This is a genomic window from Streptomyces sp. NPDC104309 (assembly GCF_055584025.1).
Window position 1 is genome coordinate 210,551 of the sequence record NZ_JBVJMV010000005.1, and the last position, 13,882, is coordinate 224,432.

Consider the following 13,882-nt stretch of genomic DNA (forward strand, 5'->3'; position numbering starts at 1 on the left):
TCACAGCGCGTGGGCGAGAGGTTCGTCCCGCACATAGCGCGCCACCTCGGCCGCGGCGATCCGGGCCGCCTTCCGCGCGACGGCCCGGCTGGCGCCCGCCACGTGCGGGGTCATCAGCAGACGCGGGGTGCGGAAGAGCCGCGACTCGGCCGGAGGCGGTTCCTGCTCGTACGTGTCCAGCGCCGCGGCCCGCAACCGCCCCGAGTCCAGGGCGTCGCACAGCGCCTCCGTGTCCAGCAGCCCGCCGCGGGCCGCGTTGACCAGAACCGCGCCGCGCGGCAGCAGGGCCAGCTCGCGGGCGCCGATGAGATGCCGGGTCTCCGGGGTGAGCCTGGCGTGCAGGGTGAGGACACGGGAGCGGTCCAGGAGCGCCTCCAGCGAGGGGGCGCGCATGCCGTGGACGTCGCCGCGCACATACGGGTCGTACACCTCGACCTCGGCGCCGAACGCGGAGAGCACCCGGGCGACCCGGCTGCCCACCGCCCCGTAGCCGATCAGGCCGACGGGGGTGTCCTCCAGCTCCAGGCCGCAGTTCTCGTAGGTGTAGTGGGAGGCGTCCCAGCGGCCGTCGGCGGCGAGGGAGCGGTGGGCCTCGGGGATGCGGCGCAGGGCGCAGAGCATCAGTCCCACGGTGAACTCCGCGGTCGCCGCCGCGTTGCGGCCGGGCGCGAAGCAGACCCGCACCCCCCGGGCCCGTGCCGCGGCCGCGTTCACATTGACCGGGCCGCCCCGGCAGACCACGACCAGCCGCAGATCGGGTGCGGCGGCCAGGACCCGCTCGGTGAACGGGCCCATCTGCGTCACGCACACCTCCACCCCGTCCAGGGCGGCGATCAGCGCGTCCTCGGCGTCGCTCGCCTCGTCGACCTCGGCGACCTTGCCGAAGGGCTCCAGGGGCCAGGGGAGGGTGAGTTCGGTGAGGCGAGGCTCCGTGCCGAGAGGGCCGAGGGCGTGTTGCAGGGCTTCGGCGATCAGGGAGTTGCGGACGAAATGGTCACCGGCGACCAGAATTCTCGTCGTGGGGCGGACCGTCGTGGGGCGGTTCATCGCAGAGCGTCTCCTGTCCGGGCGTCGAAGACATGGATGTGCCGGGGATCGGCGGTGATGCGTACGCTGTCGTCCCGGTCGAGCCGTACCTCCGGACCGGTCACGGCGACCAGGGGCTCCGCCACCCCGTCGAGCGAGAGCGTGGCGATGCCGGATTCCAGCAGGGGTTCATGGGCGGCGACCCGGGCCCGTACACCGGTGTCGTCCAGGCGCAGGTCCTCCGGGCGGATGCCGAGCACCACCGCGCGTCCCGCCGCCGGGCGGTGCGGTACGGGGATGCGCACGGAGTCCGAGAGCCGCACCCCGCCCGCCCCGTCGGCCGTGCCCGGCAGCAGATTGATCGCCGGTTCCCCGACGAAGTCGGCGACGAACAGATTCACCGGCGCGTCGTAGATCTCCTCGGGGGTGTCCAGCTGCTGGATCTCGCCGTCCCGCATCACCGCGATCCGGTCGGCGAGCGACAGCGCCTCCTCCTGATCGTGCGTGACGAGGATGGTGGTGTGGCCGCTGTCGCGCTGGATGCGCTTCAACTCCCGTCGGGTGGTGTCGCGCTGGGCGGCGTCCAGATGGGACAGCGGCTCGTCGAGCAGCAGCACGTCCGGGGCGCGGATCAGGGCGCGGGCCAGGGCGACCCGCTGCTTCTGGCCGCTGGAGAGCCCGGCGGGGCGGGCGTCCAGCAGTTCCGTGATCCCGATGCGTGCGGCCATGTCGGCGACCCGGCGGCGGATCTCGGCCCGCCCGTGGCGGCGCCGGGCGGCGAGTCCGAATCCGAGGTTCTCCGCGACCGTCAGCGGCGGGTACAGGGCGTAGTTCTCGAACGCCACCCCGATGTTGCGCCGCTGGGCGGGGAGCCCCACCACCGAGGTGCCGCCGATGAGGATGTCGCCGCCGGTGACCGGCTCCAGTCCGGCGATCATCCGTAAGGTGGTGGACTTGCCGCAGCCGGACGGGCCGAGCAGCCCCAGCAGTTCGCCGGAGCGCAGCTCGATGTCGAGGGAGCGGACCGCTTCGACGGCGGCCCGGCCACGTCCGGTGTAGGTCTTGCGCAGTGCGCGCAGGACCAGTTCAGTCATCCGTCATCGCCGCCTCCCGTTCCGGACTCGCGGCCGGTGCCGCAGACCTCGTAGGGCACCTTGTGCTCGTCGAGTTCACGCAGGTCCCGCTCGGACGCCCCGTCGTCGACCAGCAGCAGATCGAACCGGGAGAGCGGGGCGAGCCGGTGCAGGGCGACCCGGCCCAGCTTGGAGTGGTCGAGCAGCAGCACATTGCGGCTCGCCGAGTCGAGCATCGCCCGCTTCACGGAGACGATGTGCTGCTCCTGGTGGTAGGCGTAACCGCCGGACGCGGCCGAGGTGGAGGTGAAGCAGATGTCGACCTGGAGCGACTGCACCGCCTCCACGCACGAGACGCCGAGGAAGGAGGAGTGCAGCGGGTCGAAATCGCCACCGAGGCCCATCAGATGGATGCCGCGCTCCTGCGACAGCAGGTTGATCGCCTCCAGGAAGTTGGTGACGACGGTCAGCGGGGTGATCGAGCGCAGTCTGCGCGCTATCTCCAGGGTGGACGTCGAGTCGTCGAGCATCACCGCCATGCCCGGCTCTATGAGCCGCAGGGCCCGTTCGGCGACGGCGGCCTTCTCGGCGCGCATCGTCTTCAGCCGGTAGGAGACGTTCGACTCGAAGACCCCGGACGGCTGGGCGGTGACACCGCCGCGGAACTTGCGGACGATGCCCTGCCGTTCCAGCTCGTCCAGATCCCGGTGGATGGTCATCAGACTGACGTCGAAGCGTTCCGCCAGCTCGGCGGCGCTCACCTCGCCCTGTGCGAGGACGTACTCGGCTATGGATGCCTGGCGCGGGGCGGGGCCCCGCTGCGGAACGTTGCTCACGTGCTGATCCTTCGTCCTGGACGTGCCGGCCGGTCGGCCTCGAACAGCAGCAGACTCTCAGGCGGTACGGAGAGCCGGACCGGGCGGTCGGGGCTCAGGCCCGCCGCGTCGGCGCGCGGGACGACGAGGGACAGCCGCTGTCCGCCGATCCGGACGGTGACCTCGGTGGCCCGGCCCAGCAGCTCGGTCACATGGACGGCCCCGGTCAGTGCCAGGCCCTCGCACCTGCCGGCGCCGGCCGGCCGCGCACCGGGGCCCTTGTCGGTACCGGTCCTCGCCAGGGACGGGTCCTCGCCGGTCGGCTCAGGGCCGGGGCCGGTGTCAGCCGGTCCCGCACCCGGGCCCTCGCCGGGCCCCAGGAGCCGGATGTCCCGCGGCCGTACGCCCAGTTGGACCGCGGTTCCGGGCGGTGCGGGCACCCTCAGCGGCAGCTCGTACGCCCCGTCCGGCGATCGGAAGTGCCCCTCGGGCGTCACCGTGCCCGGCAGCAGATTGATCCGGGGTCTGCCGAAAGACCGGGCGACGAAGGTGTCGTACGGGCGGTGCCACAGCTCCTCGCGGGTGCCGGTCTGCACCATGCGCCCGTCGCTGATCACCCCGATCCGGTCCCCGAGCGCCAGCGCCTCCACCGAGTCGTGGGTGACGTACAGCGTGGTCGTGCTCCGGACCGAGCCGATCGCCTTCAGCTCCGCGCGCATCGCCTGCCGCAGCTTCGCGTCGAGATGCGACAGCGGCTCGTCGAGCAGGAACGCGCGGGCCGGCCGGACCAGCACCCGGCCGAGCGCCACCCGCTGCCGCTGACCGTTGGAGAGCCGACCCACCGGACGGTCCAACAGGGCTCCGATCCCGAGGAGTTCGGCGACCTCCCCGATCCGCTCGCGCGCCTCGTGCGCGGGGAGGCGGTGGCGCGGCGAGCGGAGCGGGGAGGCGAGATTGTCGTACGCGGTGCGGTGCGGGTACAGGGCGTACGACTCGAAACACATGGCCACGCCCCGGTCGTACGGCTCCACGCCCGCCATGTCCGTCCCGCCCAGCTCGACCGTCCCGGCCTGTGGCACCTCCAGGCCCGCGATCGTCTTGAGCGTGGTCGTCTTCCCGGCGCCGGAGGGGCCGAGCAGGCAGAAGAACTCGCCCTCGGCCACCTCCAGGTCCATACCGTCGAGCGCGGTGTTCCTCCCGTACCGCTTGCTGACCCCGCGCAGCGTGATCGCCGCCGGGCCGCTCACGACTTCACCGCCCCGAACGACAGCCCGCGCACCAGATACCGCTGGATGGTGAGCGCCAGCAGCAGCGGCGGGACCACCGAGACCAGGGCCGCCGCGGCTGTGAGGTTGTACTTGGGCCGGTCGCCGCCGAGGAAGGACAGCGCGCCGACCGTCACCGTCTGGGCGTTCGACGAGGTGAGGATCAGCGGGAAGACGAAGTTGTTCCACGCGAAGATGAACGCCAGCAGCGAGACGGCCGCGATGCCCGGTTTCACCAGCGGCAGCGCGACCTTGAAGAATGCCTGCTTGCGGGTGTAGCCGTCCAGCAGGGCCGCCTGCTCCAGTTCGGGGGACAGGTCGGAGAAGTACGACCGCGTGATCCAGACGATCAGCGGGAGGGTCACCAGTTGCAGCACCCACACCATGCCGACATACGTGTCGAAGAGCCCGAGCTTCTGGTAGAGCACGAACAGCGGGATGATGACGGTGAGTTCGGGTGCGAAGCGGAACGAGAGCAGGGTGAACATCAGGTTCTCCGAGCCGCGGAACCGCCACCGCGCGGCGGCGTACGCGGCGGGCAGCCCGATCACCAGTGACAGCGCGACCGCGCCCAGCGACACGACCAGGCTGTTCACGAAGAACCGCACGAACGGCACGCCCTGGTCGTCCCCGGCGCCGAGGACCGTGCGGTAGGAGTCCAAGGTCGGGGTGAACGAGAAGTACGTACTGAACAGCTCGTTCGTCGGCTTCAGCGACAGGATCACCATCCAGGCGACCGGGAACAGCGCGAAGACGAAGTAGAGGATCAGCGCCAGGTCGGCGGCGACGGCGAGCACCCTGCGCCTCATGCCGGCACCTCCGCGTCCGGCCCCCTTACGTCCGCGTCTCATCCCGGCACCTCCGCCGCCCGGTTCTGGATCCGGCCCAGATAGCGCACCAGCACCATCGTGACCAGGTACACCACGGCCCAGAGCACGATCATGTAGCTGATCCCGAACGAGTAGCGCTGGAAGCGGATCGCCTCCAGATAGGCCCGGATCTGGAGGACCATCGTGGAGTCACCGGGGCCGCCCTCGGTCAGCGCGTAGATGATGTCGAAGACCTTCAGCGAGTCCATGAACCGGAAGATCACGGCGACCAGGACGTACGGCCACAGCATCGGCAGGGTGAGGCGCCGGAAGGTGAACCACCAGCCCGCCCCGTCGACCGCCGCCGCCTCGAACGGCGAGGCGGGCAGCGAGCGCAGTCCGGCCAGCGCGAGGATCGCGACGAACGGGGTGTAGACCCACACGTCCACGGCGATCGACGACAGCAGCGCGCCCGTCGGGGTGTCCGTCCACTGCACACCACCGAGGCCGAACGGCTTGAGCAGATGGTTGATGACGCCGACCGACGGCTGGAGCATCAGCTTCCACATGATCGCGGCGATCACCGGCGCGATCATCAGCGGCAGGATCAGGATCTTCTCCAGCACCCGGCCGACGAGGCTCGCCCGGTGCAGCAGCAGGGCCACGGCCACTCCGAGCACGGTCTCGACGGCCGCGGCGCCGAGTGCGTACAGCGTCGTCACCCGCGCCGAGTCCCAGAACGAGGGCTGGGTGAGGATCCGCCGGTAGTTCTCGATGCCGACCAGGTCCGGCCGCGGTTTGCTCGCCGCGAAGTCGAACACCGTGTAGTAGAGGCCGAGTCCGAACGGGTAGAGGATGCCGCCGGTCAGCAGCAGCGCGGGCACGATCAGCAGATACGGCCGCAGCGAGCGGCGCCACGCCGGTACCGCCCGCGCCGCCCGCTTCCCGTCCCCTGTGCCGGAGGCCGCCCCGTGGTCGGTCTCCGGCACGGCCGTCGCGCGTCCGGACATCGGTCAGCCGACCTTGGACGCCAGATCGCCGGCCAGGGAGTTCAGCACGGACGAGGCGTTCTTCCCGCCGTAGATCTCCTGGAGCGCGGCGGCCCAGCTGGTCGTCGCGTCGAAGAACTGCTCCTGCGGGGTGAACTGGATCTTCGTCTGGTCGACGACCGTCTCGAACGTCTCGATGAAGCCGGGGATGGCCCGCATCTTCTCCTTGTACGCGGGGTCCTGGCTGACCGACCTGCGTACCGGATCGATGTGGTTGTGCTCGATCGCGCCCTTGCGCAGATGCTCCTTGCCGGTTGCCCACTGGAGGAACAGCCAGGCCGCGGACTTGTTGCGGCTCCTGGCGTTCATGCCGAGCGACCAGATCCACATGTTCGTGGCGAGCGAGCCGTCGGGACCCTTGGGACCGGGGTGGAAGGCGATCTTCCCGGAGGCCGGGGAGGCCCCCTTCACCGCCTGGAAGTAGGCGGCGGTGTCCGCGTCGAAGAGCATCCCCGCCTTCTTCGCGCCGAGGTCGCTGGAGCACTGGTACCAGGTGTACGAGGTCCAGGACGGCGGCCCGCCCTTCCTGACCATCTCCGCCCAGTCCCGGGTGAACGCGATCGCCTCCGGGGAGTTCATCGCGGGCTTCACCCCACCGCCCTCGACGGTGAAGTCCTTCAGGCCGTTGCGGGCGTACATAGTCATGAAGCCCGGGTGGATCGTCGCCCAGCTGCGCGAGCCGCGCACCGCGACCCCGTACATCCCGTCGAAGCCGGCCCCCGGCGCCCTGCGGGTGATGGCCCCGGCCACCTCGCGCAGTTCGTCGAAGGTCTCGGCCGGCTTCAGGCCCAGCTTCTCGAACACCTCGGTGTTGTACGCGACCACATTGGTCTCCCAGCCCCACGGCAGTGCGTACTGCCCGCCCTGCCCGAGCGGAGCGCCCGCCTTCAGCGACCACTGGTCCGCCCGGAGCAGGTTGGGGAAGAAGTCCGCCTGGTCCCATTCGGCCCCGGTCGCCGAGGAGTTGCGCATCCAGGGGCCGAGATCCTCCAGCCAGCCCGGTGGCCCGTACTGCCACACCATGTACGCGCCCAGCATGAACACGTCGTAGGAGGCGCGTCCGCTGGAGAGGTCGACGGTGAGCTTGTCGAAGTAGTTGTCCTCGGGGAAGACGTCGTACTCGACCTTGATGCCGGTCTTCTCGGTGAACGCCTTCAGATCGGCGATCAGGGCATCGGTGTACGGATGCTTGTTGAGCAGCGCCTTGACCGTTCTGCCCTTGGCCCGCTTCCAGTCGAAGGAGCCGGTGACGTCGTCGGCCGCGGAGCCGCCGCCCTTGCTGTCGCCACCGCCGAAGCCCGCGCCGCAGGCGGTGAGCAGCGGGGCGGCGGACGCGGCCGTCGCCGCACCGAGGGCGAGGAACCGCCGCCGGTCGTGCGCGTGCATGTCCATCCGTGACCTCCACGGTCCGGCCGGAGATGGGTGGGGGGAGGGAGCGATGCCGTTCACACGTCGAGTCGACTGGTTAACAGAGCTTGGAACAACGGAAGTTGGCCGTCAATCCCTCGCGCAACGGAAATTCTCGGTGCAGAGTGAGAACTTCACAAGGAGGGCCGATATGTGGATGGGCATCGATCTCGGCACGCAGAGCGTCCGTGCGGTGGTGGCGGGGGACCGTGGTGAGATCCTCGGCAGCGGCTCCGCCCCGCTCGCCGGCAGACGCGACGGGGTACGGCATGAGCAGAGCCCCCTCGACTGGTGGACGGCCGTCTGCGCGGCCAGCCGCCAGGCGCTGCGCGACTGCCCCCCGCCGCGTGCGCTCGCCGTCTGCGCCACCTCCGGCACCGTTCTGCTCGGCAACCGGACCGGCCGGCCGCTGACCCCGGGGGTGATGTACGACGACGGGCGCGCCGTGAGGGAGGCGGCCAGGGCCCGGACCCCGCCGAGCTGGGCGCTGCCCAAGGTGATGTGGCTGCTGAAGGAGTACGGGGGAGGGGCGGGCGGCGCCGTACGGGTCATGCACCAGGCCGACGTGGTGCTGGCGCGGCTCGCCGGGACTCCTCTGCCCACCGACTCCAGCCATGCCCTGAAGACCGGCTACGACCTGGAGCGGGACGCCTGGCCGTACCGGAGGTTCGGAAAGCTCGGCCTGCCCGACGGGCTGTTTCCGGACGTGGTGCGGCCGGGAACGCGGATCGGCGAGGTGGGGCGGGCTGCGGCCGAGGAGACCGGGATTCCGGCGGGCACGCTCCTGGTGGCCGGGATGACGGACGGATGCGCGGCGCAGATCGCCTCCGGTTCGCTCACCGTCGGCTCCTGGAATTCGGTGCTGGGCACGACGCTGGTCCTGAAGGGAGTCACCTCGTCGCCGGTGCAGGACCGGGCCGGGGTCGTCTACAACCACCGGGCTCCGGACGGGAGCTGGCTGCCGGGCGGGGCCTCGGGCGTCGGCGGCGGGGCGCTGACCGCCGCCTTCCCGGCTGTGGACCCGGCCCGGATGGACGCGCTGGCTCGCGAGCACGAGCCCGCGCGCGTGGTGGCGTATCCCCTGGTGGCGACGGGGGAGCGCTTCCCCTTCGTCGCGCCGGAGGCCACCGGCTTCCTGCTCGGCGAGCCCGCCACCGACGCCGAGCACTGGGTGGCCCTGCTCACCGGCGTGGGCCTGGTCGAACGGCTCTGCCTCGACTACCTCGACCTGCTCGGTGCCCAGGTGTACGACCGGCTCACCTTCACCGGCGGCGCGGTCCGCAGCGGCTACTGGAGCCGGCTGCGCGCCGACATCCTGGGCCGGCCCGTGTACATCCCGCAGTACAGCGAGCCGGCTCTCGGCATGGCCGTCATGGCCGCGTACGGGGCGCGAGCCACGACCACGCTGCAGGGGGCGGCGGGCCGGATGGTGCGACTGCGGCACGTGCTGCGCCCGCATCCGGTGCGGATGGCGTGGTACACCGAGCCGTACCTCACGCTGGTGGACGAGCTGGAGCGACGGGGCTGGCTCCCGGGCCCGGTCGCCGCCCACGCCCGTACGCGAGCGGAGGCGTCGTGACCTGACCGGACCCGAACGGGGAAGCCGTGATCCGCCCGGACCTGAACGGGGAAGCCGTGATCCGCCCGGGCCTGAACGGGGAAGCCGTGATCCGCCCGGACCTGAACGGGGAAGGCGTGACCCGTCCCTGGGTGCTCGGCGACACCCTGCCCGCCCGTGTCCGAACGGAGAAGCCGTGATCCGCCCATGGGCGTCCGGAGCCGCCTTGGCCCGCCCGTGTCCGACGGCGACACCCCGACCCGCCCGTACCCGACGGCGACACCCCGACCCGCTCGTACCCGAACGGAGAAGTCATGACCACTCGCACCCGAACGGAGAAGCCATGACCGGGAGACCGGCCGCCCTGCTGCTCGTCCGCCACGGGCAGACCGTCTGGCACGCGGAGAACCGCTACGCCGGGGTCAGCGACATCGCCCTCACCGACGAAGGACGTCGCCAGGCCGAGCGGCTGGGCGAGTGGGCGGTCCAGCACCCGGTCGACGCGATCTGGACCTCGCCGCTCACGCGCGCCATCGAGACGGCGGAGCCCGCCTCCTGGGCGCTCGGTCTCGTCCCCCGGCTCGAATACGACCTGCGCGAATGCGATTTCGGCGAGGTGGAGGGGCGCACTCTGACGGAGTTCGCGGCCGAGCACCCGGAGCGGGCCCGGCGGTACCGCGCGGATCCGGTGGCCCACCCCTTCCCCGGGGCCGAGGACCCCCGGGCGGCGGCGGCCCGGGGGGCGGTGGCGCTGCGCCGGATCGCGGACGGGCACCCGGGGCAGCGGGTCCTCGTCGTCGCCCACAACACCCTGCTCCGGCTCGTGCTGTGCGAACTGCTGTCGATCCCGCTGGGCGCCTACCGCAGGGTCTTCCCGCAGTTGCGCAACGGGGCGGTCAGCGAGCTGCGGATCGGGGAGCAGGGCGGTGCGCTGCTCTCCCTCAACGTGCCGTGCGTGCCCGACGTCAGCCCTTGACGGCCGCGGACCGCCGCTGCCGTACGAGACCGATCGCCGCCAGCACGACGGTCAGGGCGCCGGACGCCAACAGCTGGTCACGCGTGCCGGGCTGGCGCAGCATCAGGAAGAAGATGCCGAGCATGGCCAGGAGCGCCACGACCGTCAGGACCGGGAAGAGCCACATCCGTACGACGAGCTTCTCCGGTGCCTCGCGTTCCAGTCGGCCGCGCAGGATCAGCTGGGAGAGGGCGATGAAGATCCAGACGACCAGGATCACCGCGCCGATCATGTTGAGCAGCCACGGGAAGACGTCATCGGGACGCCAGTAGCTGAGCAGCACGCACAGGAAGCCGAACACGGAGGAGACCAGGACGGCCGCGCGCGGGACGCCCGAGGAGATCCTGCCGAGCCGCTTCGGGCCCTGGCCGCGGGCGACGAGCGAACAGGCCATGCGCGAGGCGCCGTAGATGTTGGCGTTCATCGCGGAGAGCAGGGCGACCAGGATGACCACGTTCATGATCTCCGCGGCGCCGCTGATGCCGAGGTGGTTCAGAGCCGCGTAGAACGGGCCGACCTTCACGACCTCCGGGTCGTCCCACGGGACCAGTGTGACGACGACGGCCATCGAGCCGACGTAGAAGAGCGCGATCCGCCACATCGCCGTCCGCACGGCCTTCGCCACACCCTGCACCGGGTTCTCGGACTCGGCCGCGGCGATGGTGACGGTCTCCAGACCGCCGTACGCGAAGACGGAGGCGAGCAGCCCGATCACCAGGCCCTCGGCGCCGTTCGGCATGAAGCCGCCCTCGCCGCTGAGGTTGGCGGTGCCGGGGGCGTTCGTACCGGGCAGCACACCGAGGATCGCCAGCACGCCCAGGACCAGGAAGAGCGTGATCGCCACGACCTTGAGGGTGGCGAACCAGAATTCGAACTCCCCGAACTTCTTCACCGAGGCCAGGTTCGTGCCCAGGAAGACCACCATGAACAGCGCGACCCAGGCCCACTCCGGCGTGCCGGGCAGCCAGCCGGTGACGATCTTCGCGGCACCGATGCCCTCCAGGCCGACGGCGACACAGAGCAGCACCCAGAACGCCCAGCCCGCGGTGAACCCCGCCCACGGCCCGATCGCCCGCTCCGCGTGGACGGAGAAGGAACCGGAGGCCGGGTTCGCGGCCGACATCTCACCGAGCATCCGCATCACGAGCATGACCAGCAGCCCGGAGACGGCGTACGCGACGACGATCGACGGGCCCGCGGCGGCGATACCCGCACCCGAGCCGACGAAGAGCCCGGCGCCGATGACACCGCCGAGGGCGATCATCGAGAGATGGCGCTGCTTGAGCCCGTGGGTGAGCGTCGAATCGGCCCCGGTGCCGGAGACGGCGACCGGGGCGTCGGTGGGGGGAGACGCGGAATTCCGAGACATGGACAAGCTCTGTTCGGTAGGTGAGGCACGGTGCACGCGAGAGCCGTGTGGGGACGTGCAGGGGCCGGAGCGGGTGTGGGGGTATGGGGGGACGGACCTGCGCGGACAGTCTGAGCACGCATTCCGCCCACAGGGAACCACTGTCCGCCATACGGGCACGATGCTCACACAAGGTGCACACCCGGGCACGCGCCGAGGACCGGGAGGCGTCCCGGGCGGTTCGGGCGCGGGCCCCGGGCGGGCCGGGAGCAGTCCCGGCGGCGCGGGAGCAGTCGCCCGGGGGCCTGGGCGGCTCGAACCGTTTTGGCGAGAACCTACAGTCCCTCCCGGCCGCCCCTCCCGGCAAAGTATGAGCCGATCCGTCCTCACCTCAGTGACGAGCATCACGCCGCCGCGTGATTGCGCGGCTCTCTTTGTGTGAACCCCACCAACGCCTCGACCACCGCTTTGTGGGCCACTGATGGTGATCGGGCGTTGACCCGTGGGCTAACGTCACCCGACAGGCTCTCAGTCTGTCCCCACCTGCCCTCACCCCGCGGAGTCCCGATGAGTACTGCTGCCGCCGCCCCTGCCCGTACCGGAGCGGTCCTCGCCGACCTGCTGCCCGCCGCCAGGCACCGTTACGCCGTCGACACGGCCCTGGTCCTCGGTGGTGCCGCGCTCACCGGCATCGCCGCCCAGATCGCCGTTCCGGTCCCCGGCTCTCCGGTCCCGGTCACCGGCCAGACCTTCGCCGCGCTCCTCGTCGGCACCGCGCTCGGCGCCCGCCGCGGCTTCCTCTCCCTCGCCGTGTACGCGCTCGTCGGCATGGCGGGCATGCCCTGGTTCTCCGAGGGCACCTCCGGCGCGGGCTTCCCCTCGTTCGGCTACGTCCTCGGCATGCTGCTCGCCGCCACCGTGGTCGGCGGCCTCGCCCGCCGCGGCGGCGACCGCTCCGTGCTGCGCACCGCGGGCACGATGGTGCTGGGCTCCGCGATCATCTACGCGGTCGGCGTCCCGTACCTGGCCCTGGCCACCGGCATGTCGGCGAGCGCCGCGATCGCGGCCGGCCTGGTGCCGTTCCTGCTCGGTGACGCGCTGAAGGCGGCGCTGGCGATGGGCGCGCTGCCCGCGGCCTGGAAGCTCATCGGCCGTCGCGGCTGATGCCGTAGCTCCCTCCGAAGAGGCTCGCCGGGTCGTGTCGCGACACCAGACCGGCGAGCCTCTGCTGTGTCCGCGCGTCGTGGAAACCCTCGGTGCGGTCCCCGCCGCCGAAGGAGAAGTTCAGCGAACGGCCCAGGGCGTGCGGGGCGAGCACCCCGGCCACCTCCGCGTACAGGGCCCGTACCGACGCCACGTCCGTACCGTCGAGCGGCGACAGCAGCCGCAGCAGGAATCCGGCCTCGCGGTACGGCACCGCGTTGTCGACGGCGGGCCGGGCGGCCAGCGCGCCGCCCAGGTGGTTGAGCTGGACCACGGTCATCATCGGCGCCTTCGGCCCGGTCAGCTCCAGCGTGCGCACGGCGCGCCCCGCGTCCAGATCGCCGAGCACCACGCCGTCGCCGTAGTAGGCGTGCGGGAACGGCGGATCGTTGTGAATGGTGTGGCTGTCGGTGTACGGCATCTCCCGCAGCGAGTCCGTGAGCGCGGGCCCGATCGCCCGCAGCGGCGCGACCAGCCGCTCGCCCTCGGCGGCGCTGCCGGTGTACGCGACGCGCACCGAGACCACGTACCGGCCGCGCATCGGCTCCGGCAGCTGGGGGCTGTCGGGGAACCGCAGCGCGGACAGTGAGGACGTCAGCGTGTCGGGGACGGTCCGGGTCCACTCCAGATAGCGGCGGATCACGCGGTCGCCGACCCCGGCCCCGTCCCCGTCGAAGGCGATCGACCCGCCGTACAGCCGCCCGGCCTCGACCAGGCCGATCTCCATACCGGTCACGACACCGAGCCGGTGCCCGCCGCCGCGCAGCGCCCAGAAGAGCTCGGGCTCGCTGTCCGGGGAGACGTGGCGCGAGGTGCCGTCGGCGGTCACCACGTCGAGCGAGCGGACCCGGTCGGCGGCGTAGCCGAACTCCCTGGCCAGGATGGGCAGCCCGCCGCCGAGGGTGTACGAGACGGCGCCGACGCCCGGTGCGGAGCCGTTCAGCGGGGCGAGCCCGTGCGGTGCGGCGGCCTCGATCACCTGGCCCCAGGTCACGCCCGCGCCGAGGCGTGCGGTGCGGCGCACCGGATCGATCTCGACGGAGTCCATCCGGCGGGTGCTGATCAGCACCCCGCCCTCGACGGCCCCGGACAGCCCGTGGCCGGTGGCGTGGACGCGGACGGGCAGGCCGCGCGCGGCGGCGTCGGCCACGGCGGTCCGCACGTCCTCGGCATGGGCGGCCTCGACGACGAGGTCGGGACGGACGGCGAAGCCGGTCTGGAAACCGGTGGGGACACGGGCGGGGGCGGATGTCATGAGGAGGCTCTCCGGTCGTTCGCTCGGTGGCGTTGCGACGGAGAGCCTCCCCGGTATAC

General features: G+C 71.6%; 13 protein-coding genes. 4 read left to right on the forward strand and 9 right to left on the reverse strand.

Translation table 11 applies throughout. The features are described 5' to 3' along the window. The 7 genes from ACZ68L_RS09460 to ACZ68L_RS09490 form a co-directional block, all read right to left on the reverse strand. Complete coding sequence (locus tag ACZ68L_RS09460; protein ID WP_469575581.1) at positions 1-1,047, reverse strand: NAD(P)-dependent oxidoreductase; 1,047 nt, start codon at positions 1,045-1,047, stop codon at positions 1-3. Next, positions 1,044-2,120: an ABC transporter ATP-binding protein gene (locus ACZ68L_RS09465; protein ID WP_469575582.1), complete on the reverse strand. Its 1,077-nt coding sequence runs from the start codon at positions 2,118-2,120 to the stop codon at positions 1,044-1,046. The genes ACZ68L_RS09460 and ACZ68L_RS09465 overlap by 4 nt, the downstream gene beginning before the upstream one ends. Next, positions 2,117-2,935 (reverse strand): DeoR/GlpR family DNA-binding transcription regulator, encoded by an 819-nt coding sequence (locus tag ACZ68L_RS09470; RefSeq protein ID WP_391740864.1) that lies wholly within the window; start codon positions 2,933-2,935, stop codon positions 2,117-2,119. The genes ACZ68L_RS09465 and ACZ68L_RS09470 overlap by 4 nt, the downstream gene beginning before the upstream one ends. After that, on the reverse strand, positions 2,932-4,089 hold the full coding sequence (locus tag ACZ68L_RS09475; protein WP_469575879.1) for an ABC transporter ATP-binding protein: 1,158 nt from the start codon (positions 4,087-4,089) through the stop codon (positions 2,932-2,934). Before ACZ68L_RS09475 ends, ACZ68L_RS09470 begins: the two co-directional genes overlap by 4 nt. Positions 4,090-4,157: 68 nt before the next feature. Next, entirely contained in the window at positions 4,158-4,988 is an 831-nt protein-coding gene (locus tag ACZ68L_RS09480; RefSeq protein ID WP_469575584.1) for a carbohydrate ABC transporter permease, read from the reverse strand. 38 nt (positions 4,989-5,026) lie between these two features. Continuing rightward, a complete protein-coding gene (locus tag ACZ68L_RS09485) occupies positions 5,027-5,998 on the reverse strand; it encodes a carbohydrate ABC transporter permease (RefSeq protein WP_469575586.1) in 972 nt (323 codons plus the stop codon). Positions 5,999-6,001: 3 nt separating this feature from the next. Continuing rightward, positions 6,002-7,429, reverse strand: coding sequence for an ABC transporter substrate-binding protein (locus tag ACZ68L_RS09490; protein WP_469575587.1), 1,428 nt, complete (start codon positions 7,427-7,429; stop codon positions 6,002-6,004). 166 nt (positions 7,430-7,595) lie between these two features. On the opposite strand from ACZ68L_RS09490, the gene ACZ68L_RS09495 reads away from it, so the two are divergent. From ACZ68L_RS09495 to ACZ68L_RS09505, 3 genes are all read left to right on the forward strand, one after another. Beyond that, positions 7,596-9,023 (forward strand): FGGY-family carbohydrate kinase, encoded by a 1,428-nt coding sequence (locus tag ACZ68L_RS09495; protein WP_469575589.1) that lies wholly within the window; start codon positions 7,596-7,598, stop codon positions 9,021-9,023. A 26-nt stretch (positions 9,024-9,049) separates the two neighbouring features. Beyond that, positions 9,050-9,202 (forward strand): hypothetical protein, encoded by a 153-nt coding sequence (locus ACZ68L_RS09500; protein WP_469575591.1) that lies wholly within the window; start codon positions 9,050-9,052, stop codon positions 9,200-9,202. Positions 9,203-9,345: 143 nt separating this feature from the next. Further along, positions 9,346-9,978, forward strand: coding sequence for a histidine phosphatase family protein (locus ACZ68L_RS09505; protein WP_469575592.1), 633 nt, complete (start codon positions 9,346-9,348; stop codon positions 9,976-9,978). Here the strand turns inward: ACZ68L_RS09505 and ACZ68L_RS09510 are convergent. Further along, positions 9,968-11,386 carry an amino acid permease gene (locus ACZ68L_RS09510; RefSeq protein WP_469575594.1) on the reverse strand — a complete coding sequence of 473 codons (1,419 nt, stop codon included), beginning with the start codon at positions 11,384-11,386 and terminating at the stop codon, positions 9,968-9,970. The two genes, ACZ68L_RS09505 and ACZ68L_RS09510, sit on opposite strands and share 11 nt — an antisense overlap. A 546-nt stretch (positions 11,387-11,932) precedes the next feature. Between ACZ68L_RS09510 and ACZ68L_RS09515 the strand changes: the two genes are divergently transcribed. Next, positions 11,933-12,529, forward strand: a complete 597-nt coding sequence (locus ACZ68L_RS09515) for a biotin transporter BioY (protein WP_469575596.1) — start codon at positions 11,933-11,935, stop codon at positions 12,527-12,529. On the opposite strand, the gene ACZ68L_RS09520 is transcribed toward ACZ68L_RS09515, so the two are convergent. After that, positions 12,510-13,823 carry an FAD-binding oxidoreductase gene (locus ACZ68L_RS09520; protein WP_469575598.1) on the reverse strand — a complete coding sequence of 438 codons (1,314 nt, stop codon included), beginning with the start codon at positions 13,821-13,823 and terminating at the stop codon, positions 12,510-12,512. The two genes, ACZ68L_RS09515 and ACZ68L_RS09520, sit on opposite strands and share 20 nt — an antisense overlap. Positions 13,824-13,882: the final 59 nt, after the last annotated feature.